The organism is Kordiimonas gwangyangensis DSM 19435 = JCM 12864 (assembly GCF_000375545.1).
GTDB classification, from domain to species: Bacteria; Pseudomonadota; Alphaproteobacteria; order Sphingomonadales; family Kordiimonadaceae; genus Kordiimonas; species Kordiimonas gwangyangensis.
This window is the reverse complement of sequence record NZ_AQXF01000001.1, coordinates 623,141-647,062: the sequence shown is the minus strand read 5'-3', so window position 1 is coordinate 647,062 and position 23,922 is coordinate 623,141. Positions and strand designations below refer to the sequence as shown.

Annotated in this window: 15 protein-coding genes and 1 tRNA gene; 9 read left to right on the top strand and 7 right to left on the bottom strand. The window is 57.3% G+C overall.

Annotated elements, in window-relative coordinates:
* Positions 1-12 precede the first annotated feature (12 nt).
* The 4 genes from folD (at position 13) to B150_RS0103055 (ending at position 5,117) form a co-directional block, all read left to right on the top strand.
* Positions 13-918 (top strand): bifunctional methylenetetrahydrofolate dehydrogenase/methenyltetrahydrofolate cyclohydrolase FolD, encoded by a 906-nt coding sequence (folD, locus tag B150_RS0103070; RefSeq protein WP_020398415.1) that lies wholly within the window; start codon positions 13-15, stop codon positions 916-918.
* A gap of 57 nt (positions 919-975) precedes the next feature.
* Positions 976-1,629 carry a MarC family protein gene (locus tag B150_RS0103065; protein WP_202899747.1) on the top strand — a complete coding sequence of 218 codons (654 nt, stop codon included), beginning with the start codon at positions 976-978 and terminating at the stop codon, positions 1,627-1,629.
* 215 nt (positions 1,630-1,844) lie between these two features.
* Positions 1,845-3,518: a M28 family metallopeptidase gene (locus B150_RS0103060; protein ID WP_020398413.1), complete on the top strand. Its 1,674-nt coding sequence runs from the start codon at positions 1,845-1,847 to the stop codon at positions 3,516-3,518.
* A gap of 153 nt (positions 3,519-3,671) precedes the next feature.
* Positions 3,672-5,117, top strand: a complete 1,446-nt coding sequence (locus tag B150_RS0103055; protein WP_020398412.1) for an inorganic phosphate transporter — start codon at positions 3,672-3,674, stop codon at positions 5,115-5,117.
* 65 nt (positions 5,118-5,182) lie between these two features.
* Here B150_RS0103055 and B150_RS0103050 read toward each other — a convergent pair whose 3' ends face one another.
* The 4 genes from B150_RS0103050 to B150_RS23580 all read right to left on the bottom strand — a co-directional run bounded on the left by B150_RS0103050 (position 5,183) and on the right by B150_RS23580 (position 10,385).
* Positions 5,183-6,376 carry a Bcr/CflA family multidrug efflux MFS transporter gene (locus tag B150_RS0103050; protein ID WP_020398411.1) on the bottom strand — a complete coding sequence of 398 codons (1,194 nt, stop codon included), beginning with the start codon at positions 6,374-6,376 and terminating at the stop codon, positions 5,183-5,185.
* 126 nt (positions 6,377-6,502) lie between these two features.
* Complete coding sequence (locus tag B150_RS0103045) at positions 6,503-7,264, bottom strand: alpha/beta hydrolase (protein WP_020398410.1); 762 nt, start codon at positions 7,262-7,264, stop codon at positions 6,503-6,505.
* Between the two features lie 76 nt (positions 7,265-7,340).
* Positions 7,341-10,115 carry a DNA polymerase I gene (polA, locus tag B150_RS0103040; protein ID WP_020398409.1) on the bottom strand — a complete coding sequence of 925 codons (2,775 nt, stop codon included), beginning with the start codon at positions 10,113-10,115 and terminating at the stop codon, positions 7,341-7,343.
* 87 nt (positions 10,116-10,202) lie between these two features.
* Positions 10,203-10,385 carry a zinc-finger domain-containing protein gene (locus B150_RS23580; protein WP_020398408.1) on the bottom strand — a complete coding sequence of 61 codons (183 nt, stop codon included), beginning with the start codon at positions 10,383-10,385 and terminating at the stop codon, positions 10,203-10,205.
* A gap of 157 nt (positions 10,386-10,542) precedes the next feature.
* Here B150_RS23580 and B150_RS0103030 point away from each other — a divergent pair, with 157 nt between their 5' ends.
* Both B150_RS0103030 and nadB read left to right on the top strand, forming a co-directional pair.
* Positions 10,543-11,499 (top strand): ABC transporter ATP-binding protein, encoded by a 957-nt coding sequence (locus B150_RS0103030; protein WP_020398407.1) that lies wholly within the window; start codon positions 10,543-10,545, stop codon positions 11,497-11,499.
* Positions 11,496-13,124, top strand: coding sequence for an L-aspartate oxidase (gene nadB, locus B150_RS0103025; protein ID WP_020398406.1), 1,629 nt, complete (start codon positions 11,496-11,498; stop codon positions 13,122-13,124). Before B150_RS0103030 ends, nadB begins: the two co-directional genes overlap by 4 nt.
* A 79-nt stretch (positions 13,125-13,203) precedes the next feature.
* Here the strand turns inward: nadB and B150_RS0103020 are convergent, their stop codons facing one another.
* On the bottom strand, positions 13,204-13,563 hold the full coding sequence (locus B150_RS0103020; RefSeq protein WP_020398405.1) for an energy transducer TonB: 360 nt from the start codon (positions 13,561-13,563) through the stop codon (positions 13,204-13,206).
* A gap of 303 nt (positions 13,564-13,866) precedes the next feature.
* Positions 13,867-14,235: an energy transducer TonB gene (locus B150_RS0103015; protein ID WP_020398404.1), complete on the bottom strand. Its 369-nt coding sequence runs from the start codon at positions 14,233-14,235 to the stop codon at positions 13,867-13,869.
* 446 nt (positions 14,236-14,681) lie between these two features.
* On the opposite strand from B150_RS0103015, the gene B150_RS0103010 reads away from it, so the two are divergent.
* Positions 14,682-14,758 (top strand) — tRNA-Arg (locus B150_RS0103010).
* Between the two features lie 409 nt (positions 14,759-15,167).
* Here the strand turns inward: B150_RS0103010 and B150_RS22095 are convergent.
* Entirely contained in the window at positions 15,168-22,304 is a 7,137-nt protein-coding gene (locus B150_RS22095; RefSeq protein WP_020398403.1) for a VCBS domain-containing protein, read from the bottom strand.
* A 519-nt stretch (positions 22,305-22,823) separates the two neighbouring features.
* Here B150_RS22095 and B150_RS22090 point away from each other — a divergent pair.
* Positions 22,824-23,468 carry a phage tail protein gene (locus B150_RS22090; RefSeq protein ID WP_020398402.1) on the top strand — a complete coding sequence of 215 codons (645 nt, stop codon included), beginning with the start codon at positions 22,824-22,826 and terminating at the stop codon, positions 23,466-23,468.
* Positions 23,469-23,524: 56 nt separating this feature from the next.
* Positions 23,525-23,893: a DUF6916 family protein gene (locus B150_RS0102995; protein WP_020398401.1), complete on the top strand. Its 369-nt coding sequence runs from the start codon at positions 23,525-23,527 to the stop codon at positions 23,891-23,893.
* Positions 23,894-23,922 lie beyond the last annotated feature (29 nt).

The window sequence follows — 23,922 nt, the reverse complement described above, 5'->3', positions numbered from 1 at the left end:
AGACGCCCATCCATGACCAGCATCCCTCAGGACAAGATTATTGACGGCAAGGCTTTTGCGGCAAAAGTGCGCGAAGGTGTGGCAGCCGATGTCACCAAGCTTAAGGCCAGCCACGGCCTTACCCCCGGCCTCGCGGTTGTGATCGTGGGCGAAGACCCGGCCAGCCAGGTTTATGTGCGCAACAAAGTGAAGCAGACCGCGGAAGTTGGCATGCTGAGCGTGCATCACGAACTGCCCGCCGACACCACACAGGAAGCGCTGGTCGCCAAGGTGCGGGAGCTGAACGCAGACCCTGCCATCCACGGCATTCTTGTGCAGCTGCCGCTGCCGAAACACATCGATGAAGCGGCTGTCATCGAGACCATCGTGCCGGAGAAGGACGTGGACGGTTTCCATGTGGTCAACTCAGGCCTTCTCGCCACCGGCGGCAAGGGCATGGTGCCCTGCACCCCGCTTGGTTGCCTGATGATGCTCAAGGACCGCCTTGGTGACCTCTCTGGCAAAAAAGCCATCGTGGTTGGCCGCTCGAACATTGTCGGCAAGCCGATGGCGCAGCTGCTTCTCGATGCCAACTGCACCGTCACCATCGCCCACAGCCGTACCGCGAACCTCGCAGACGAAGTGCGCGCCGCAGACATCGTTGTGGCAGCCGTTGGCCGGCCTGAGATGGTCAAGGGTGACTGGATCAAGGAAGGCGCCACGGTCATTGATGTGGGCATCAACCGCATCGACGCGCCCGAGCTCGGTGAAGGCAAGTCCCGCCTTGTGGGCGACGTTGAGTTTGCGGCGGCTGCCGATCGCGCGTCCGCCATCACCCCGGTCCCGGGGGGTGTCGGGCCCATGACCATCGCGTGCCTCCTCAAGAATACCGTCACCGCAGCCTGCCGCCAAAACGGTATCGACCCCGAAAGCCTTTAAGGCTAAGCTCTTACCCTCAGGGGATAAAATTGGCCGGTACGGCATGGGGTGAACGCCATGCCGCGCCGGGTAAAATGGGGACCAAGCCTTATGTATGAAGCTTTCATCGCCGCATTCATCGGCCTCTTTGTGATTGTCGACCCCATTGGCATCGCGCCGGTCTTTGCCGGGCTCACGCAAAACATGCCCAAGGCCGTGCAGCACAAGATGGCCATCAAGGGCACGGTCATTGGCACCCTTATCCTCATTTTCTTCGCGCTTGTCGGCAAGCCGTTCCTCAATGCGCTTGGCATCTCGATGGATGGTCTGCGGGTCGCGGGCGGTATCATGCTCTTCATCATCGCGCTTGAAATGGTGTTCGAGAAACGGACCGAACGGAAACAGGAATCGGCTGAAAAACTCGATGACTATTTCGAGGATATCTCTGTCTTCCCGATCGCGCTGCCGCTGCTCGCGGGCCCGGGTGCCATCGCCACCATCATGCTGACCATGACATCCTACGAGCATAACATCGAGGCGCAGGGCGCGGTGCTCGTGGCGCTCGCGCTTGTCATGCTCATCACACTTGTCGTCTTCTATACCGCAGGCAAGGTGATGGACCTTCTCGGCCCCACGGTGAACGCGGTCCTGACCCGGCTTCTCGGTGTCATTCTCGCCGCACTCGCAGCGCAATATATTCTCGACGGGCTCAAGAATACCTTCCTCGGCTGACACGGGGTAAAACGCGCACAGTTTCCGCGCAGGTTTTGCACAAAGCCCGCACATATCCCGCACAGCTTCAAGGACTTAAGCGGTGTTTTTCCGCACACTTTTCGGCCTGTCGCACGCACTGCACGGCCTGTGGCATGCGGCACCTGCCCGCGTTGACACCGGGGCTGCTTTCCGCCACTCTCCCCGCCATATTACACGATCAGGGGAGCTTTTTCGTGAAAAAACTGCTGACAGTTTCCGCGTTGGTGCTCAGCCTCGCCGCTTGTGGTGAGAGCGGGCAGAACGCTGGAAAAGAAGAACAAAATCAATCCTCTACCGGTTATGAGATGAGCGCTGATGCGCTGGCCGAGCACGTCAAGATCCTGGCATCGGACGAGTTTGGCGGTCGTGCCCCAGCCTCGCCCGGCGAGGAACTGACGGTCCGGTATATCGAGACCCAGTTCCGCGAAGCGGGCCTGAAGGGCGCAAACGGTGGCAGCTTCATTCAGGATGTACCGCTTGTATCGGTTGAAACCCTTGAAAACCCTGGGGTTACGCTCAAAAAAGGCGATGAGACAGTCGACCTTGCCTTCCGCAATGACCAGGTGATCTGGACCCGTCATCAGTCCGGTGAGGCCACCTCGGTCGCGGATAGTGAAATGGTGTTTGTCGGCTACGGCATCAACGCGCCGGAGCGCGGCTGGAACGACTATGAAGGCATTGATGTAAAAGGCAAAACCGTGGTCATCCTCGTGAATGACCCGGGCTTTGCGACCCAGGACCCGGCGGTGTTTGAAGGTAACACCATGACCTATTATGGCCGCTGGAACTATAAGTTCGATGAAGCCGCCCGTCAGGGTGCCGCCGCGGCCCTCATCATCCACGAAACCAAGCCCGCCGCCTACGGCTGGGGCACAGTCGACAGCAGCTGGACCGGCCCGCAGTTTGACATGGTCCGCGCTGACGAAGGCGCCTCGCTCGCAAGTGCTGAGGGTTGGATCACGACCGAAGCGACGGACAAACTGTTCACTCTCGCCGGTCTTGACCGCGCGGCGCTGAAAGAGGCCGCAGCCCAGCCCGGCTTCAAGGCTGTGCCTATGGGTGTCACCTTCTCCACCGCCTTTGATAGCAAGACTAACCACATCAATTCCCGCAACGTGGCGGGCTACGTGGAGGGTTCCGAGCACCCGGACGAGGTCTTCATCTATATGGCGCACTGGGACCATATCGGCACCGACCCGACCGCTGAGGGCGACGGCATCTATAATGGTGCGCTTGACAACGCAAGCGGTACGGCAGGCCTGATTGAACTGGCCCGTAAATACGCGCACGCGGCGGAAAAGCCGAAACGCTCCGTGCTGTTTCTTGCAGTCACGGCGGAGGAGCAAGGCCTTCTGGGTTCCGCCTTCTATGCAGCCAACCCCCTGTTCCCGCTGGATAAAACGGTTGGTGGCCTTAACATGGACGGCCTCAACTACTATGGCCCGACCCATGATGTGACGGTGATCGGCCTCGGCAATTCTGAGCTGGATGACTACCTCAAACAGGCCGCAGATGCGAAAAGCCGGGTGCTTATGGGCGATCAGGAACCGGAGAAGGGCTACTTCTACCGCTCCGACCATTTTGAGCTTTCAAAGCGCGGCGTGCCGATGCTCTATCCGGGTGCGGGCACTGACCATATCGAGAAAGGCCGCGCCTTTGTGCAAGGGCTTGAGGCCGAGTATCTTGAGAATCGCTACCATTTGCCAGCGGACGAATATGACGATAGCTGGGACCTCACGGGTGCGGTTGAAGACCTTCGGCTTTACTATGATACCGGCCGCCTGATTATCGATTCCACTGTCTGGCCAAACTGGCGAGAAGGCAGTGAATTCAAGGCGATGCGTGACGAACAGCGCGCCGGAAAATAGTCCCGAAACAGATAATGAAAAGGCGGCCTTGACGGTCGCCTTTTTTATCGCCTCCAGAAATTTGACATTTTTGTTACATTTTCGCCGCGCGCTGTTATAAGGCGCGAAAAGCGGCTAAGGGGGGTCTTGTGCCGCAAATTGGAAGGGCAAAGCATGGAAAAGCATAAGGTCAACGTAGACCTGGAGAAGCTGCAGGGCTTTCGGGCAGGTGCAAGGGAACAGGGGCGCCAGGTTGTCAATCTCGGCTTCGCAGTCGTTTTCCTCGTACTTGTACTGATTTACGCGGCAACCACACAGGCCGACAGTCCGACCGGCATCTTTGTGATCGCTGCGGCCGTCATCGGCGCCTATATGGCTATGAACATCGGTGCGAACGATGTGGCCAACAACATCGGCCCGGCCGTTGGTTCCAAGGCACTGACTATGGTCGGCGCGCTGTTTATTGCGGCCATTTTTGAAGCTGCGGGCGCGATTATTGCCGGCGGTGATGTGGTTTCCACCATCCGCAAGGGCATTGTTGACCCCGCCGCCATGGCCGACCAGATGACCTTCATCTGGGCCATGATGGGCGCGCTTCTGGCTGCTGCCCTCTGGCTCAACCTCGCCACATGGCTTGGTGCGCCGGTCTCCACCACGCACTCCATCGTGGGTGGTGTTGTGGGTGCGGGTGTCGCCGCCGCAGGCATGAACAGCGTGGACTGGGGTCAGATGTCGGCGATTGCCGCCAGCTGGGTGATCTCTCCACTGCTTGGCGGGGTGATCGCGGCAGGTTTCCTGTTCATGATCAAGAAGCTTATCCTTGCCAAGGATGATATGCTCGAAGCATCGCGCACCTGGGTGCCGGTTTTCATCGCGATCATGGCTGGCGCTTTCTCCATGTATCTGGTGATGAAGGGCCTGAAGAAACTGTGGTCGCCGGGCATTGGCCAGCTGTGGCTGATCGGTATTGGTGGTGCAGCTGTTACATGGGCCGCGACCAAGCCACTGGTGGCCAGAAGTTCCCGCGGGCTTGAAAACCGCCGCAAATCGGTGGCCAAGCTCTTTACCGTACCGCTCATTTGCTCTGCTGCGCTGCTCTCCTTTGCGCACGGTGCAAACGATGTAGCAAACGCGGTTGGCCCGCTCGCGGCTATTGTCAGCGCGGCGCAAAGTGTGGACATGGGCACGGGTAAAGTGGCCCTGCCGTTCTGGGTCATGGTGATTGGCGCGATCGGTATTTCGATCGGCCTGCTGCTGTTTGGTCCCAAGCTTATCCGCACCGTAGGTGAAAAGATCACCAAGCTTAACCAGATGCGCGCCTTCTGTGTCGCGCTGTCTGCTGCCATCACGGTGATTGCCGCCAGCTGGCTCGGGCTGCCGGTCTCCTCCACCCATATTGCTGTGGGCGGCGTGTTTGGTGTGGGCTTCCTGCGCGAATATCTGTCCACGCGTCCAAATGCGAAGATCAAAAGTAAAAGCGACAAGAAGAAGCGTGAGCGCCGCCGCCTCGTGCGCCGCCGCGAAATGCTGACCATTGGCGCAGCGTGGGTCATCACGGTCCCGGCGTCCGCGTTTCTGTCAGCGGCACTGTTTTACGTGTTCACGCACTTCCTTGCCTGATCTCATGGGGACAAGAATAGAAATGGGCGGCCCCAGGGGCCGCCCTTTTTTGTTTGTTTTATGCCCTACGCAGCGGCTTTTCTGGCCGGACCTTTGGTCATGCGGGCGAACAGGTTAGCGATCACCGCTCCTGACAAAATGATCAGACATAAGGGCAGCGGGTCAGCCGCGTGAATGATGCCCACTGCGCCTGAGAATACAAAGGAGAGCGAAAATTGCAGGCTGCCTGCCAGTGCACTCGCCGCACCCGCGCGCCGTGCTTCGCCTTCTAGCGCCCCCGCCATACCGTTGGGTGAAACCACACCAAGCGATGCGATATAGATGAACAGCGGGATGAGGAAGACCCACAGCGGTACGCCCACCACACCACAGATCGCGAGCGCGATGCCCGCGCCGAGAAGCACCTTGAGTGCCGTGTGGAAGATGACCTTGTAGCTGAAGTGCTTGAGGAGCCAACGGTTAAGCTGGCTCATGACAATGAAGCCCGCCGCATTGGCACCGAAATAGAATCCAAAATCCTCCTGCGCAACACCATAATAGTCGATGAGCACAAAGGCAGAGCCTGTGATATAGGCGAACATGCTGGAAAAGGCTGCGCCGCCTGCCATGGAATAGCCAAGGAAATGCCGGTCCTTGATGATGTCGCGGTAGGTGCTGAACGTGGCACTGAGACGTACGCCGGGGTTGGGCTCGCGCGTTTCAGGCAATAGGAAGCTGACCGACAGGATGTCGATAACGCACACCGCAGCGATCAGGTAGAAAATAGATTGCCAGCCAAAATTGATCGCGAGTTGCGCCCCAACGATGGGGGCAAGGATAGGCGCCACACCCATGACCAGCATCAAGAGCGAAAAGAATTTCGCGACATCAATGGGTTCAAACATATCCCGCACAATTGCGCGTGAGATAACACCGCCCGCACACATGCCAAGCGCCTGGAAAAAGCGGGAGATGACAAACAGTTCAACGCTCGGTGCCACCGCGCAGGCCAGTGACGTGACTGCCGCGATGGACAAGCCAATGATCAGCGGGATGCGGCGGCCGTATTTGTCTGCCAGTGGGCCATAGACAAGCTGGCCCAGCGCCACGCCAATGAAATAAACGGTAAGGGATAGTTCTACCTGCGACTGTACGGTGCCGAAATGAGCACCAATGTCGCTGAAGGCGGGGAGGTACATATCGATGGAGAGCGGCATAAGCGCCACTACGCTGCCGAGCAAGAGCGCAAGCCCGGCCGTATTTTCTTTGCTCAGGTGCATAAAATGCCTCGCTGTCTTTATGAGGCGGCGCCGGAATAAATCGCGCCGTCAGAAAAACGCGGCCGAGTTTGGGGAGGGCCGTGCGACCGGTAACATGAGCCTGAAACCGTGCTTAGGCAAGGCCTGTTAAGGATTTGCCGGGAAAAAAGTTAACAGAAGGTCGTCAATAAGTGGGTGCCAATTGTCCCACTCATGGCCGAAGGGTACCTCGGTATAAGTCACATCATAGCCCTTGCGCTTGAGTACCTTATGAAACTTGCGCGCTTCCTTGGTGTTATCGTTTTTGGTGCCCGTGGAGAAATACATTTTGAGCGGCAGTTTGTCCTGCTTGCCGTACATATCCGCCAGCAGCTTGAGGTGTTCGCCGCTTGCGGGCGAATGCATGCCGATATTGGCAAAACTGTCTGGTATCATCAGGCCAAAGCAGGCGGCGTTCAGTCCGCCGAACGATAGGCCCATGATCAACCGTTCTTCGCGGGTTTTGCCAACGGGGAAAGCGGCCTCTACTGTCGGGATCAGTTCATCCCGGTAAAACTGCGCGTAGGTGGGGTTGCACATGAACTGGTCGTTGCGGCGATTGTTCTTGGGGTTCCCTGGCTCGCCGCTGTCGACAAAGATCGCGATCACCGGCTTCAGGCGGCCGGCTGCAATCTCGGCATCCAGCACCTCTGCCATTTGGCCGTCGCCAAGATACCACTGGCCGTCGGATACAAAGACCACCGGCAGGCTGTCATCCTTCTTGGTGCCTTCAGGAATATAGGCGCGGAACTGCATCTCGTAGCCAAGGATCTGGCTGTCGAATCTTATGTTGTCCGAGAGGGTGCCAGCAGCAAATGTAGGTAGGCTAATCATCAGTGCAGCAAGCGTCGCGGTCCAGATGTTCTTCATACAAATCCCCTTAATCCCCCACAAACCAGTATGGCCAGCGGGCGTGGGGTCGTCACTTCACAAAAGCGTTGGCGGCTTAGTGGGCTTCCTGCCAGTTTTTGCCGGTGCCGCAGTCCACATCAAGCGGCACAGAAATCTCAAGCGCTGGCAGGGCCGCGTTTTCCATGGTTTCCTTGATAACCGGGATGGCTTTTTCCGTCAGCCCCACGGGCGCTTCGAAGACCAGTTCGTCATGCACTTGCAAGAGCATGCGCACGTCAGAAAGGCCAGCGTCCTTCAGTGCACCCGGCATGCGGATCATGGCACGGCGGATGATGTCAGCCGCCGAACCCTGAATGGGCGCGTTGATCGCCGCACGCTCGCCAAAGCCGCGCTTCATCGGGTTCTTGTCGGTCAACGCCGAGATATGGCACTTGCGGCCAAAGAGCGTGGTGACATAGCCGTGTTCTTTCGCGAACTCGACAGTCTCATCCATATAGTTGCGGATGCCGGGAAAACGCTCGAAATAGGCGTCGATATAGCCCTGTGCGTCGCCGCGGCTGATGCCCAGCTGGCGTGCGAGGCCGAAGGCCGAAATGCCGTAGATGATGCCGAAGTTGATCGCCTTGGCCTGACGGCGCACCATCGGGTCCATGCCTTCAATGGGCACGCCGAACACTTCAGAGGCCGTCATGGCGTGAATGTCCGTGCCGTCGGCGAATGCCTGCTTGAGCGTGCCGATGTCCGCGATGTGGGCCAAGAGGCGAAGCTCGATCTGGCTATAGTCAGCCGCGATCAGCACATTGCCTTCGTCGGCGATGAAAGCGCGGCGGATCTTGCGGCCTTCCTCGGTACGGATCGGAATGTTCTGCAGGTTCGGATCGTTTGACGACAGGCGGCCTGTGGTGGTGCTTGCCAAGTGGAAACTCGTGTGCACCCGGCCCGTACGCTTGTTCACTTCGTTCTGGAGCGAATCCGTATAGGTGCTCTTGAGCTTTGAGAACTGGCGATATTCCATCACCTTCGCGGGGATTTCATGTCCTTCGGCGGCCAGTTTTTCAAGCACGTCCACATTGGTTTGCCACGCGCCGGTTTTCGATGACTTCTTGCCGCCCGGCAGGCCCTGTTCGTCGAACAGGATTTCGCCAAGCTGCTTGGGCGAATTCACGTTGAACGGCCGCCCGGCCATCTCCTGGATTTCCTTATCGAGCCGCTCGATGCCCGCGCCAAACTCGTTCGAGAGTTTCCGAAGCACGGATACATCAACCTTGATACCCTCCCGCTCCATGGCGGACAGCACAGGGACGAGCGGACGCTCGAGCGTTTCATAAACGGTTGTCACCTTCTCAGCCGCAAGGCGGGGCTTGAGGATACGCCACAGGCGTCCGGTGATGTCCGCGTCCTCGGCGGCGTAGTGGGTGGCTTTATCAAGTGGGACCTGATCGAAGGTGATCTGGTTCTTGCCGGTGCCCGCCACTTCCTTGAACGAGACCGGCGTGATGTCGAGATGCAGGCTAGAAAGCTCATCCATGCCGTGGCCATGTTTGCCTGCGTCGAGCGCGTAGGACATCAGCATGGTGTCGTCGATCGGGTCGATCATGATGCCCTCGCGGGCGAGGATCGACATATCGTATTTGAGGTTCTGGCCAACCTTGAGCACGCTCGGATTCTCAAGCATCGGCTTGATCGCCTTGATCACAGCCGCCTTATCGAGTTGGTTGGGTTTTTCGGCCAAGAGGTCAGCGCCGTTTGCCGCGTGGCCCACCGGGATGTAACAAGCCTTGCCCGGGTCGACAGAGAGCGAGATGCCGACAAGGTCGGCTGCTGCGGTGTTCAGAGATGTGGTCTCGGTATCCACGGCCACGAGGCCGTTCTGTTCCGCCATCTTGATCCAGCGCTCAAGCGCGGCCAAGTCGGTCACGCACTCATACTCGGTTTCTTCAACCGTGAGGGCGTCGGTTACCGGGTCAGCGCCGACATCGACACCGTAATAGTGCGTTGCCTTGACCTTGAGCGAACGGAAGTTCTGCGTATCGAGGAACGCCATCAGGGGTTCAGGTGCCGGGTCCTCAAGCTGCATGTGCGTGATCTCGAACTCAACCGGCACATCCTTGGCGAGGCTCACAAGCTTGCGGCTGATGCGTGCCATCTCGGCATGCTCGATGAGGCTCTCGCGCCGCTTGGGCTGTTTGATCTCGCCCGCGCGTTCGAGCAGCGTGTCCAGGTCGCCATATTCGGTAATCAGCTGTGCGGCGGTCTTGATGCCAATGCCCGGCACACCGGGCACGTTATCCACACTGTCACCGGCAAGCGACTGCACATCCACCACGCGCTCGGGCGGCACGCCGAATTTCTCGACCGCGCCCTCGGGCCCGAAGCGTTTGTTCTTCATGCTGTCGAACATGTCGGTGCCATCGTCAAGGAGCTGCATCAGGTCCTTGTCGGAGCTGACGATGGTCACGCGCCAGTTTTTCTCCCGCGCCTGATGGGCGTAGGTGGCGATGAGGTCATCAGCCTCATAACCTTCCATCTCGATCGCGGGCACACCAAAGGCGACAGCTGCGTCACGGATGATGGAGAACTGCGGTACAAGGTCCTCTGGCGCCGGTGGGCGGTGGGCCTTGTAGTCGGCATAGATATCGTTGCGGAAGTTCTTGCGCGCGGCGTCGAAAATGACCGCAAGGTGGGTCGGTTTCTCGCCGTCGTTCAGGTCCTGCAGCAGTTTGAACAGCATGTTGGAGAAGCCGTATACGGCGTTCACCGGTGTGCCGTCCGCGCGGGTCATGGGCGGGAGCGCATGATAGGCGCGGAAAATGTAGCTGGAGCCGTCAATCAGATAAAGATGCGGCTCTTTGCCGTTTGCTGCGGACATGAAAAATCCCGGAATTGAATTGTGTCGGACCTGAGGAGCTTAAGCTAAAAATTCCTCAGGCGTGAGTTTAGAAAAAAGCCGACACATTCACTTGTTTGTGTCTGACGGGCCGCCTTGCAAAATGTAAAGTCGGTCACAATATGGGCACTCTACCTTCCCGTCGTGGTCCATGGTCAGGTAAACGCGCGGGTGACCGAGGGCGCCCTCATCGCCATCACAGGCGACTTTTTTAGTGGTAACCAGTTTGGTTTCAGGAGCTTCTACCGTCATGAGGCTTCTCTTTTTGGAAATTGAACGCGTGCATTTGAAATTTAGCCTTATATAACCAAGCGAGGCAGCGTGAACAAGCACCTTAGGATGCCATTGTTCGCGTGATTTCCCGCTTCGTGGTATTTTAAGCGCGACAGTTAAAGATTGGGTTGAAGCAGTGGCAAAAAATGCGATCGAGATCAAAGGCCTGAAGAAAGTCTACAAGGGCCGTGGCGGCGCGCCGGACAAGCTGGCGCTCAAGGGCATTGACCTTGAAATCCCGCAAGGGTCCATGTTCGGGCTTCTGGGCCCCAACGGTGCCGGCAAATCAACCACGATCAATATCCTCGCGGGCCTTGTGAATAAAACCGAGGGCAGCGCCAGCATCTGGGGTTTCGATATTGACGACAACCCCCGGAACGCGCGCGCCAATATCGGCATTGTACCGCAGGAACTGATGTTCGACGCTTTCTTCACCCCGCGCGAAATGCTTGAGGTGCAGGCCGGCATGTACGGCGTGAAGCCCGAAGAACGCCGCACGGAGGAACTGCTCAAAGCAGTGCATCTGTTTGATAAGGCGGACGCTTATTCGCGCACGCTCTCGGGCGGCATGAAACGGCGTCTTCTCGTGGCCAAAGCCATGGTGCATAACCCGCCGATCCTGATCCTTGATGAGCCGACCGCCGGTGTGGACATCGAGCTTCGTCAGCAGCTTTGGGATTATGTGCGCGAGCTTCATCGCCGCGGCACCACCATTGTGCTGACCACCCACTACCTCGAGGAAGCGGAAGAGCTCTGCGACACCATCGCCATCATCAACCATGGTGAAGTGGTCGCTTGTGAACCCACCAAACAGCTCCTGAAACGCATCGACGAGAAGGAAGTGATCATCGAGGTTGCGGAAACGCTCGACGCTGTGCCAGCGGCGCTCGCCTCCTTCACTGCCGACGTTCGGGACAGGAACAAGCTTGCCGTGCAGCTGTCGCAAGCCACCGGCAATGTGGGGCAGGTACTGCGCGCTGTGCAGGACGCGGGCCTGACGATCAACGATATTTCCACTAACGAGACCGACCTTGAGGATATCTTCCTACAGCTCACGAGCGACAAGGCGGCAAAGAAGGACGCGGCTGAATGAGGCGCACCTATGACGTTGTCATCGTCGGAACCGGTGCCGCGGGGCTGACCGCCGCGCTCAAGCTCGCGCCGCACATGCGGGTGGCAGTGCTCTCGAAGGGGGAACTGTCTGGCGGCTCGACCCGCTGGGCGCAGGGCGGCATTGCCGCGGTGCTTGAGGCGACAGACACCATCCAGTCTCATATCGATGACACACTTGTCGCGGGTGCCGGCCTATGTGACGAGGAAGCTGTCCGCTTCATGGTCGAGCGCGGCCGCGACGCCATTGAAGAACTGATCAACCGCGGGGTCGAGTTTGACCGCGTCAATCAGGCGCACGAGGACGGATACGACTATCATCTCACGCGCGAGGGCGGCCACAGCCACCGGCGTATCATTCACGCAGCTGACGCCACGGGCAAGGCGGTGCAGAACACACTCAATGACCGCGTGCTCGAAGAACCCAATATCGACGTCTATGAGCACCACATGGCCATTGATGTCATCACCAACCGCCACCTCAAGAGCCCGGCCTCCTATAACGACCAGGCGCACGGCGTTTATGTGCTGAACCTCGAGAAAGGCCGCGTCGAGACCTTCACCGCGCGCGCTACTATCATCGCGACCGGTGGCGCCAGCCGGGTGTATCTCTATAGCTCGAACCCCGATGCTTCCACCGGTGACGGCATCGCCATGGCGTGGCGCGCGGGTTGCCGGGTCACGAACATGGAGTTTAACCAGTTCCACCCCACCTGCCTTTATCACCCTGACGCCAAAACCTTCCTGATCACGGAGGCTATGCGCGGTGAGGGTGCGGTACTCAGGGGGCGGGACGGCGAACGTTTCATGCCGGATTATGACGAACGTGCCGAGCTTGCACCGCGGGACATCGTCGCCCGTGCGATCGACGCCGAGATGAAGCGCAAAGGCCAAGACTGTGTGTGGCTTGATATCACGCACAAGGAGCCGGACTTTGTCATCTCCCACTTCCCGACGATTTATCGGCATTGCCTTACGCTTGGCATCGATATCACCAAGGACATGATCCCCGTGGTGCCGGCGGCGCACTATACCTGCGGCGGCGTGCACATCGACCTGCATTCCCGTACGGACCTCGACCGCCTTTATGCGGTGGGTGAATGCGCGCACACTGGCCTGCACGGTGCCAACCGCATGGCGTCCAACAGCCTCCTTGAATGCCTTGTGATGGGGAACGCCGCAGCGGACGACATCCTTGAGAACATTGGCGGCCACCCCGCGGCCACCATTGTGCGCGACTGGGACGAAAGCCAGGTAACAGACTCGGATGAAGAAGTTGTGGTTACCCACAACTGGAAGGAACTTCGCCGTTTCATGTGGGACTATGTGGGCATCGTGCGCACCGACAAGCGCCTCGCCCGCGCCAAACGCCGGGTTGACCTGCTGGCTGCCGAAATTCAGGAATATTACGGCAACTTCCGCGTGACCGCGGATCTGCTCGAACTCCGGAACCTTGTGACGGTAGCGGATCTCATCGTGCGGTCGGCCCAGATGCGCAAGGAATCGCGCGGTCTGCACTATACCGCCGACTATCCGGACCTCGCAGACGAGGCGCGTGATACCACGCTCATACCCTTTGGGCGTGCGGTCTCTGATCGGGTCGCCTAAACACAACGATACTCCTGAACGAAAAAGGCCTGCACGAGCGATCGCGCAGGCCTTTAATCTTGTCCGCTCGCGGGTGCGATTAACGCAGCGACCACTCAAGCGGCAGGATGAAGCTCAGGTCGCCCTGGCCTGCGGGCAGTGCCGGCAGCGGGTTCAGTTTGGCAACGAGTTTGGGGATCTCGCTGTCCAGAACTTCTTCACCGGTGCTTTCCACGATTTCGTGCGCGGTGATCGAACCGTCAGCAGAAACTACAAGACGGACTTTTGCTTTGCCTTCGATTTCACGAACCTGTGCGGACCGGGGGTATTTCTGGTTCTTCACGAGTTTCGCGGTAACAGCCTTTTTCCAGCTGTCCATGTCGTCAGCAAAAGCCGGGGTCGCGATGGAGGAGAAAATGGCACCAGCAACGAGTGCGGCAATCAGGGAGGTCTTTTTCATAATATTCAAACTCTCGAGGGGGTTAATTCTGCGGCAAGCATATGCGCTAAATAGATTAACCAATGGTTACCGTCAGTTAGCTAAAATTTTAACAATATTTCAGCGCTAAAATAACGCGGAAATCAGCCATTTTTACGGGGTATCAGCCGGTCGCCCTTTCCGCTACGGAACTGGGGATATTAGGCCGGATCGAAGTGTGTTGTGATTCGCTCAGAAGTTTCTCTCTGCGCAAAGAAAAAGCCCCGGCGATATGCCAGGGCTTTTCTACTCGTAACGAATGGGATGGTCTCGAAACTGGAACCGTTAGTTGAGCGACCAGGTGAGCGGCAGCAGGAACGACAGTTCCGTCTGACCACCCGGCAGTGCGGGCAGCGGGCTCAGCTTTTCAACAAGTTTCGGGATCTCGCGGTCGAGAACGTCTTCACCAGTAGGCTCGACCACTTCGTGGCTGGTGATCGTGCCGTCAGCGGCAACAACGAGGCGTACTTTTGCCTTGCCCTCAATTTCGCGGGCAATGGCGGAACGCGGGTAGCGTTGGTTTTTGGCAACGGCCTTGATGACCTCAATCTGCCAATCTTTCATATCATCAGCATGAGCGGGCGCACTTGCGGCCGTGAAAACAAAAGTGAGCGCGATCAGGCTGGCGACGAGGGCGTTAAACTTCTTCAACATGTTTCCCATCCAATTTTCTAGGTGGTTTTAATTTGTCGCGGAAGGTGGGCGGGCCAGACTACTGCGCGACCCCCAGCGCAACACTTTTCAAGGGTTTATAAGGGATAGGCCCTTAATCATAGGTAATTAATTCGCTAAAATTTTATCTATATAGGGCGCGAAGGCGTAATTTGTTGATTTAAAAGTATAAATTTTTTGAAGTTTATTCGCATTTGTCGGCGACACGACGCTTTCGGTTGCACGGATGTAACCGGTGTCAGGGTGGGTGTGACCGCGCCGCGCGCGACCGGCAAGCGCCGGGTCTTTCAAGCGAACACTGATCGCTTGTAACCCCGGGGCGCAATTAGGCTTGCATGGCTGCCAGTGCACGTGTACTGTCCGCGCCGAAATCCGGCCCTGCCGGACAGCGGGCGATCCCATCGCCCAGCCTGCACATTTTGGCTCAGGCACCCGTAGCTCAGCTGGATAGAGCGCTGCCCTCCGAAGGCAGAGGCCAGGGGTTCGAATCCCTTCGGGTGCGCCATTTTTCATTAAATATTCCAATGATTATGCGTAACACTCAGATTATTCGGCGTGGTGTCGCATGGTTTTTGGGACAGTAGGACAAAAATGATTGGTTGGCGCAAATTCCAGAAAGTAGATTCCAGGTTCACCGACTGACAGTGCCGTGAGCCGCATCAAAGCCCTCCCGGCCCTGTTAGGCCACATCATCCGAGCGCCTTAGACCAGAAAATTCTCTTCAAACTTGGGTGGTCGACCCGTCGTGGCACCATTGGACAACCTATCGGATCGTCACCGCTGGCGAACCTCCATACCTCCGGACCGTGGAACATTGGCCATCCCGCCTTCAACCGAATTTGTGGGATACAAGGAAACCTTATGGAAAGGGCGACCGTGAAGTCGCCCCTTGCTGTCGTTTCTCCGTGCCATGGTCAGAATGTGACCTGCGCGCCGGACAGTTCATCCAGGTTAATGCCCGCGATAAACACACTTTCGCCGCTCCCCAAGTCGATCAGCACACCGTCTGTGCCGTTCTGGCTTGTCGCTGTTGCGGCTGCAACCAATTCATCCGAACTGTCAAAGCGGCCGTAGAATTCCAGTGCATCTACTGTCACGTCGAAGTCGGTGATGGTGTCGTTCCCCACCGTTGCGCCAAAGACGAATGTATCCGAGCCGCCGCCGCCCGTTAGTATATCATCGCCTACACCGGCCCATAGGCTGTCATCGCCCGAGCCGCCATCAACAGTGTCATCGCCGCTACCGCCATAGAGAACGTCATCTCCATTACCGCCTAATAGGCTGTCATTGTCGTCGTTCCCAAAAAGGGTATCATTACCGCCCAACCCCTTCAGTGTATCAATACCGGAGCTGCCGCCGATCAGATCACCTCCGCCAGAGCCCGCCGCGATGTCCTGGCCGCTACCGGCCCAGATGCGGTTTTGATCAGGATCGGTCTCAACCTCTTCACCGTCGGTGTACCACCCATCATCGCTGACAAGGTCATCGTTCCAGCCGCCGCCAAGGATAGTATCATCACCCGAGCCGCCAAGGATGGTGTCTGAGCCACGATCAGTCGGATCGCTGTCTTCATCAAGCGACTGACGTGTTGCCCCATCAGTTGCACCACCACCCACGACAAAGTCATTACCGCCGCCAGCGTTGATACGGTCGTTGCCCTCACCGCCCACGATGATGTCTTGGCTGTCATCGTCATCATTTTGCATGATCACGTCGTCGCCAGCGCCACCATTGAGTTGGTCGTTGCCCCCGCCACCCATAAGGGTGTCAGCGCCCGTAGAGCCGCGCAGCGTATCACTTCCTGTACCACCGTTCTGCGTAGTACCGCCCTCATTTACAATATTGATGATCGGAACTTTAATGAATGCAGAACTATACAAGCCCTCCTCGTCACTGGCGGAGATGCGCACGGTGACCGAGGTCTGGCTTTCATAGTCGAACGAAGTGCCGCTTGAAAGGTAAAGCCTGTTGCCATCAACGCGGAACCGGCTGTCGTTCACAAAAAAGGTGACAGGACCACCTTCCGGGTCAATCGAACTCAGGGTACCAACAAAAGCACCAACATCATTTTCCGTGACGCCACTTGTCTGAAGGCGTGGGCCCGACGGTGCGTCATTGCTACTTGAAACATCCAGCGACATTACCACAGGTGCCGCACTCCACTCCGTCCCATCGTTGACACTGAAGGTGAAACTGCGTGTAGCATCGTCATCATCTACTGGTGTGTATGTCAGGTTCGGAATATTGGCGACAGATATCACCTGTCCTGCGGTTACCGCCACACCGGACAACCGAAGCACACCCACCGAAGGCAAGGTCTCAATTCGGATAGCCTGTAGACTGTCCCCCGTATCCGCGTCGGTGAAGGCAAAATCGGAGGCCGCAAAGGCTGTCGCCTCTCCCTCTGTCGCTTCGACACTGCCGCCAGCAGACTGCGGTGCATCGTTGACACCGGTGATGGTAATGGTGATGGCCTGTGTGGTGCCATCCGTCGAAGAGACAGTGACCGTGTCACCGAGCGTATCACCAGCACCAAGCGCCTGCACGTCAGTTTCATCATTGTTGAGTGTATAGACCCAGTCGCCTCCGGTATTAATCGTGAGGCTACCATAGGTCCCATCAAGCGTGTCTGCACTGAAGTTTGCTTCGCCGCTGTCCACATCGGCAACGGACGCTGTTCCGCTTACGGTGGTGCCATCTTCCACGACACCACCCGAGAGTGTACCACCGAATGACGCCACATCATTTACACCAGTGATGGTGATCGTGATGCTCTGCGTCGTGCCATCGGCAGAAGAAACGGTGACCGTGTCATTCAGCGTGTCTCCCGCGCCAAGCGCCTGGACATCGGTCTCGTCGTTATTCAGTGTGTAGACCCAGTCACCATTCGCAGCAATGGTCAAACCGCCGTAAGAGCCATCGAGCGTGTCAGCACTGAAGCTGGCTTCGCCACTGTCTGTATCCGAAACGGAAGCAGTACCGGCGACCGTCGTGCCTTCTTCCACCACGTTGCCGGTAAGGGTGCCACCAAAGCTGGCGGCGTCGTTGACGCCGGTGATCGTAATCACGATGTCCTCGCTTGTGCCATCCGCCGAGGAGACCGTAAGCGTATCGCCAATAGTATCGCCGGCGTTAAGCGCCTGCACATCCGTGTTCGCCTCGTCAAGGTCATAGACCCAGTCGCCATTCGCTACGATTGTAAGGTCACCATAGGTGCCGTTCACGGTCGTTGCATTGAAGATGGCTTCACCGCCATCGACATCGCTCACCGTCGCGGTACCGGAAACTGTATTCGTATCCTCATTCATATTGCCGCTGAGCGTTCCGCCAAAACTCGCGCTATCGTTCACGCCGGTAACGGTGATGGTGATATCCTGCGTGGTGCCGTCGGCAGACGAAACCGTGACGGTGTCATTGAGCGTATCGCCTGCCCCTAGTCCCTGAATGTCGGCCTCATCATTGTTCAGGGTATAGACCCAGTCACCATTCGCGGCGATTGAGAGACTACCGTATGCGCCGTCAAGAGTATCAGCGTTGAAGCTGCTTTCGCCGCTATCGGTGTCTGACACCGAGGCGGTGCCACCAACTGTGGCGCCTTCTTCCAAGATATTACCCGTGAGTGTGCCGCCAAAGGTGGCCGGGTCATTTACGCCGGTGATGGTAATGGTGATATTCTGGCTGGTGCCGTCGGCCGATCGTACTGTCAGGACGTCGCTGAGCGTACCACTGGCACCAAGTGCCAGTACGTCCTCATTGCCGTCATTCAGGTCATAGACCCAGTCACCGTTTGCAGCAATCGTCAGGTCGCCATAACTTCCGGTTACCGTATCAGCATTAAAGGTGTCAGCCCCGTCAACGTCTGACACGGTCGCTGTACCACCAATCGTATCTGTGCTTTCACTCACACTACCGGCAAGGGAACCGCCAAAACTCGCTGCATCGTTCACACCATTTATGGTGATGGTGATGGTTTGTGTTGTGCCGTCCGCCGCAGATACCGTCAGCGTGTCACCAAGGGTGTCACCCGCTGCAAGTGCCTGCACATCCGTGTTGGCCTCATCAAGATCATAGACCCAGTCGCCGTTCGCCGCGATGGTCAGGTCGCCATATGTGCCATTGACAGTATTGGCGGTGAAACTGCTTTCACCGGTATCGACGTCACTGACAGTAGCGGTACCGCCGACCGTATCCGTATCCTCCGTGAGGCTGTTGGAGAGCGTGCCCCCGAAAGACGGCGTATCATTGACACCGTTGATGGTGATGGTGATGGTTTGTGTCGTGCCGTCCGCTGCAGACACCGTCAGCGTGTCACCGAGCGTGTCGCCAGCCGCAAGTGCCTGCACATCCGTGTTGGCCTCATCAAGGTCATAGACCCAGTCACCATTTGCCGCGATTGTCAGGTCACCGTAAGAGCCAGTTAAGGTGTCGCCATTGAAAGTGTCCGCGCCATCGATATCGGTCACGGATGCAGTCCCTGCAACCGTGTCAGTATCTTCGTTCAGACTTGCGCTCAGCGTCCCGCCAAAGCTCGCCGCATCGTTGACGCCGTTGATCGTGATGGTGATGGTTTGCGTAGTGCCATCGGCCGATGAAACTGTCAGTGTGTCACCGAGTGTGTCGCCTGCTGCGACTGCCTGCACATCCGTGTTGGCCTCATCAAGGTCATAGACCCAGTCACCGTTCGCTGCGATCGTCAGATCGCCATAGCTGCCGTTGACGGTCTCGGCATTGAAGCTGCTGTCGCCACTGTCTGCATCCGTCACGGTTGCGGTGCCACCCACACTGTCCGTGTCCTCGTTCAGGCTTGTGCTCAGAGTGCCGCCAAATGACGGTGCGTCATCGGCGCCGTTGATGGTGATCACAATATTCTGCGTGGTGCCATCGGTCGATGAGACAGTCAGAGTATCGCCGAGCGTGTCCCCGGTGCTAAGCGCCTGCACGTCCGTGTTGGCTTCATCAAGGTCATAGACCCAGTCACCGTTCGCTGCGATCGTCAGATCGCCATAGCTACCATTGACGGTCTCGGCATCGAAGCTGCTTTCACCGGAATCAACATCCGAGACTGTTGCTGTCCCCGTTGCGTTGACCGTATCATCCTCGCCGATACTGCCGGTAAGAACGCCGCCGAAGGACGGCGTATCATTGACTGCATTGACGGTAACTGAGGCCGTGTCGGTCGCTGACGAAAAGGCTGTAGTGCCCCCGTTTGTCGACACGTCGGCCGTGCCGCCTGCGCTGCCGGAGGTTTGATCCCAGGCGCGGAAAGTGATCTCCGCGCTGCCGTTATAGTTCTCATCCGGCACAAAACGGACGAGGTGACTGCTCGACAGCAGCCGCGCGGAAGACGCGGAGACACCGGAAAGGTCCAGCCACGTGCTGCCGCTGTCGGTGGAATATTGCCAGGTACCGTTGGTCTCATCGACCGCAGTAACCGCGATGGCTTCAACCGCACTGCCGTCGGCATCGGTGATTGATGCATCCACAACCATGTCTGAGACTGTGGTGCCCGTGTTACTCGCGTCCAGGACGTCCTCGTCGATGGCCGTCAGGGTCGGGGACTGTGTGTTGTCCAGCACCGGCGCATCGTTGACGGCTGTCACGGTAACGGTCGAACTCAAGCTGAGGCTCGTTGTATCAACACCACCGTTGGCAGTGCCGCCCATATCGCTGAGGCTGGTGATTGTAACGACGCGGGCACCAGCGGTCGGGGCGTCGCTCGTATTCTCGTAGCTCAGGTTCTCGAGAATGATCTGGTTTGCCGCTGGCGAGCCACTCGAATCGACAAAATCAATGGTTGCCGTCGTACCGGAAACTGAGACTGTGTAGGTGATTGTGCCACCGTTGAGGGTTCCTGTGGTGCCTTGCGTCAGCTCAATTCCAACACCATCGGCATTGATAATCTCACTATCGCCATCATCCACATTGCTGACCGTGATTGTGTATCCGGCGACGCCGCCCCCATCGACGGTAGAGAGGGCGACGCTACTGAACAGATCAACAGCAGACCCATTTTCGGTAAAGGACGGATCGTTACCGGTTGCGGTCAGGGTAGGCGCATCGTTGACAGAGTTGATCGTGACGGAGGCTGTGTCGGTTGCAGTGGAAAAGGCTGTCGTTCCGCCGTTGGTTGATACATCCGCTGTGCCGCCGATACTGCCGGAGGTTTGATCCCAGGCCCGGAACGTGAAAGTGGCAGTGCCGTTATAATCAGCGTCCGGCACAAAGCGAACAAGGCTGGTACTGTCGAGCAACCTTGCTGAGGAAGAGATGTCTACCGAGGTGCCCGTGACGCCGGAGAAATTGTTCCAGCTGGTGCCGCCATTGGTCGAATATTGCCAGACACCGTTGGTGTTATCCACCTCGGTAACAGCAATGGCCTCGCTCGCGCTGCCATCCACATCGGTGATGGAGCTGTCGACAACGATGGTGGCCACCGTGGTACCTTGGTTGTTGGCATTAGCAGACGCATCGTCGTCACCATCAGAACCTGAACCATCGTCGTCCCCCGCATCTTCATTGATCGCCGTCAATGTCGGCGACTGCGCGTTATCGAGCGCTGGCGCATCGTTCACGGCAGTCACGGTTACATTGACAGTGATGGTGTCTGTACCGCCATTGCCGTCCGAGACATCGACAGTAAAGGTATCGCTGCCGCTGAAATTGGCATCCGGGGTGTAAGTAAAGCTGCCGGACGGCAGGTCGCCGGACGAGCCGGAAGCACTTGTCGTGCCGGAAATTGTCACCGTACCGTTGCTGGCGGTAGTTGACCCTTCAGACCATGTCAGCGTATCGCCTGAATCCGTGTCGGTTACGCCAAGGCCACTTGCGCCGTCAGTGATCGACTGCGCGCCACCATCTTCGGTGACCGTAATCGAGATAGTATCGTCCGCATCATCAAACTCGGGCGCCGCGTTGGAAGCGACCGCCGCCGAGACATCGATATCGTCGATCGCGAAACCCCCGCGGCCTGCACTCCCGGAGAAACCGATACTGACAGAGTCAACGTTCTGATATGTACTGCTGAATGAAAATACACCATAGTAGGCGTCGTCCGCGATATTCCCACTGTCTGCACCACCAAAGGTATAGGTAATGCCGTCGCTCGAACTCGACGTCGAAAGATCAAACGTACCGGAGCCGACTTCGGTCACGCCATCATAAACCGTAATCGTGACCGTTGTATCACCACCGGCCAGGATGTTCTGAAAGTCAAAAGAGTTGAGCTGAAAATTACTGCCGTCGGTCGCCCCGAAAGTGTAGTCAGACACCGCGTTGAAGTTATTGTTGACGGCCAGCAAAAAGTCACCCGCGCCGCCGTCCGAGTTGAGCTGCATGGTAAGTTCGTCGGTGGAAAAAGTAGCAAACTCAACGTTGGCATCTGCTGTAAATGTCCATTCATTCACAACATAGGATGTGGTGTTGGAATTAAAGGCGAAACCCTCGGCATCGAAGGTTTCGTCAGTCGGGGTCGCCAAAAGGCCGCCGAAGCTCTCAAGCATTGAAAGGTCAAGTTGTTCGCCCGCTTCAATGTCGCCAGTTTGGACTTCAAGGTCCCAATCACCACCAAGGCCCGAGGCGCCGGTGAGGTCGTCAGAGGCTGCGACATCCGCCCCCGTGAGTTCAGCCAACTGACTGATGAAATCGGCGCCTTCTCCCCCGTCACCGATACGGCAACCAAAAAGCAGCAGGTCGCCGTCGTCACTGAGCGTTGCGCCGATCCGTGCCCACAGTTCAGCATTGTCGGCGAGGGATGCGGCATCAACCACCTCACCTCCCAGGCTGAACTGCCCAACAGCACCATGCGAAAGTATCTGGATTGATTCGACCCCGCTTCGGCCATCAAGCGCATCGGCGAGTTCGGCCAGACCACCATCACCAACAAGGATAACGTCCGCACCTGGCGCCACGCTGTCGAGCAGGGATTCATAGCCTTCGATTGTGCTGTCAATCACGACCACATGAACCGCGCCGCCCGGTGCCGCACCGTGAGTTGCAAATTCATCGTTTGCTTGACTGCTGGTAGGATTGAAAAGGCCGGTTTCGAATGCCATGAAGAGCTACCCCTGTTTCGTGCCTGATAGTCCGCCCTGGAAATCCAGAAAGACCAAAACTCTCCCGAAGAGAGTACTATCACAATCTATCCCGGAACAGCCGAAAGAAGCAACCCCTCCGTACACTAACTCAAGTGTACGGTCAGGTGTGTCGGCGCGAACCGGCAGCGCAAAATTGCAACAGAATGAGTTTTAATGGCCCTTAGGGATACATTTGGCTGCAATCCTTTTCAAGATAATCCCGCGACAGTAAAACCCATAATTGTTCTGACAATTTTACTTTGGTTCCGAAAATATATCTCCGGAAACATGAGGAGAGTATCTCATGTGCCGCCCGAAATCGAGGTACATCAAGGCACAATGGGAAACTTTATCTAATGGATGATTATCTCGTCGGATGCCATGCCATGATTGTGTAATACAAATATAAATTGACTGTTAGTGTACGATGGCGTTCAATGAGACCTCCCGTTATGAGTGAATATTAACCTCTAATTCGGGAAAAAAAGGGGGATCTTGATGTTTGACACGTACATGGGCGTCATCCAGGCGCTCGGTTTCAAGTTCGCGCCGGCAAACTGGGGATATTGCGCAGGCGCAATTGTCGCCATCTCGCAATATAACGCGCTGTTTTCACTTCTTGGTCAGCGATTTGGCGGTAGCGGACAAGTCTCGTTCGGCCTGCCGGATCTGCGCGGCCGTTCGGCAATGGGACAGTTTCAGGGACCAGCCACAAGCAACTGGCCGATGGGCTACAAGCCGGGATTTGAAGTCGACTCCCTGAGCGACTCTCAACTACCAGCTCATACCCATGTGCACACATATGGAGCCTCCGGTGGTGGCGGGGGTATCGACGACGTTGTGGTCGAGGTCGCAACAGTGGCTGGCCAAAACGCCACAGCGACCACTGGCGATTATCTCGCCGCCGTAGCGACTGCGACGGGCGCCATCAACACGCGCGGCTTTATTGCTCCAGCCGACATACCCGCCGGCCAAACAGAACTGATTGGCGGTGTGTCAGGTGGTGGTGGCAGCGGTCAGTTCGACAATAGCCTGTTCACAATCGAAAACAATGGCGGAGGCACGAGCTTTTCCCTGATGCAGCCTTGCACAGTAGTCAACTTCTGCATCTGCATTGACGGTCTTTATCCGAGCCGCAGTTAAGCCAACCCACTGTTTTGCCAAATGCCGAACACGATCGTTCGCAAAGGAGATTCACCATGCTGGACAAGCTTACCCCTGACAGTTTCAAGGGCATCCTCGGCTCAGACGTCACTGTAACGGTTACAAATGGACCAGACCTGGTTTTGACGCTGGAGGCCGTGAACGTCGCTGTGCAAAAAGAGGGCTGCTGTCCGCCGGAAGGATGCCGTGCTGCCGCCTTCACCTTGACACTCAGCGGCCCCGATTTCCATCAGGTGCCCGATGGCATCTATGACCTGAACTTCGAAAAGGTTGGCGTACTCACGGGCATTTACCTAGACAACAAGGCTAACGCCCCAGGTGGCGACCCGGACGGGAAGAAGACCCTCCCACAAACCGAAAAACAAGACGACATCAGAGTCAAATACGAGATCGTTTTTTCCTGAACCACGAGACGTGGCCCACGCGGTCACCA

What these genes read in the sequence shown, in the direction of transcription:
- B150_RS0103015 (WP_020398404.1), bottom strand. Translation starts at nt 14,235, where the DNA reads ATGTTGAAGAAGTTTAACGCCCTCGTCGCCAGCCTGATCGCGCTCACT.
- B150_RS0102995 (WP_020398401.1), top strand. Translation starts at nt 23,525, where the DNA reads ATGCTGGACAAGCTTACCCCTGACAGTTTCAAGGGCATCCTCGGCTCA.
- folD (WP_020398415.1), top strand. Translation starts at nt 13, where the DNA reads ATGACCAGCATCCCTCAGGACAAGATTATTGACGGCAAGGCTTTTGCG.
- B150_RS23580 (WP_020398408.1), bottom strand. Translation starts at nt 10,385, where the DNA reads ATGACGGTAGAAGCTCCTGAAACCAAACTGGTTACCACTAAAAAAGTC.
- nadB (WP_020398406.1), top strand. Translation starts at nt 11,496, where the DNA reads ATGAGGCGCACCTATGACGTTGTCATCGTCGGAACCGGTGCCGCGGGG.
- B150_RS0103065 (WP_202899747.1), top strand. Translation starts at nt 976, where the DNA reads ATGCCGCGCCGGGTAAAATGGGGACCAAGCCTTATGTATGAAGCTTTC.
- B150_RS22095 (WP_020398403.1), bottom strand. Translation starts at nt 22,304, where the DNA reads ATGGCATTCGAAACCGGCCTTTTCAATCCTACCAGCAGTCAAGCAAAC.
- polA (WP_020398409.1), bottom strand. Translation starts at nt 10,115, where the DNA reads ATGTCCGCAGCAAACGGCAAAGAGCCGCATCTTTATCTGATTGACGGC.
- B150_RS0103050 (WP_020398411.1), bottom strand. Translation starts at nt 6,376, where the DNA reads ATGCACCTGAGCAAAGAAAATACGGCCGGGCTTGCGCTCTTGCTCGGC.
- B150_RS0103020 (WP_020398405.1), bottom strand. Translation starts at nt 13,563, where the DNA reads ATGAAAAAGACCTCCCTGATTGCCGCACTCGTTGCTGGTGCCATTTTC.
- B150_RS0103045 (WP_020398410.1), bottom strand. Translation starts at nt 7,264, where the DNA reads ATGAAGAACATCTGGACCGCGACGCTTGCTGCACTGATGATTAGCCTA.
- B150_RS0103055 (WP_020398412.1), top strand. Translation starts at nt 3,672, where the DNA reads ATGGAAAAGCATAAGGTCAACGTAGACCTGGAGAAGCTGCAGGGCTTT.
- B150_RS22090 (WP_020398402.1), top strand. Translation starts at nt 22,824, where the DNA reads ATGTTTGACACGTACATGGGCGTCATCCAGGCGCTCGGTTTCAAGTTC.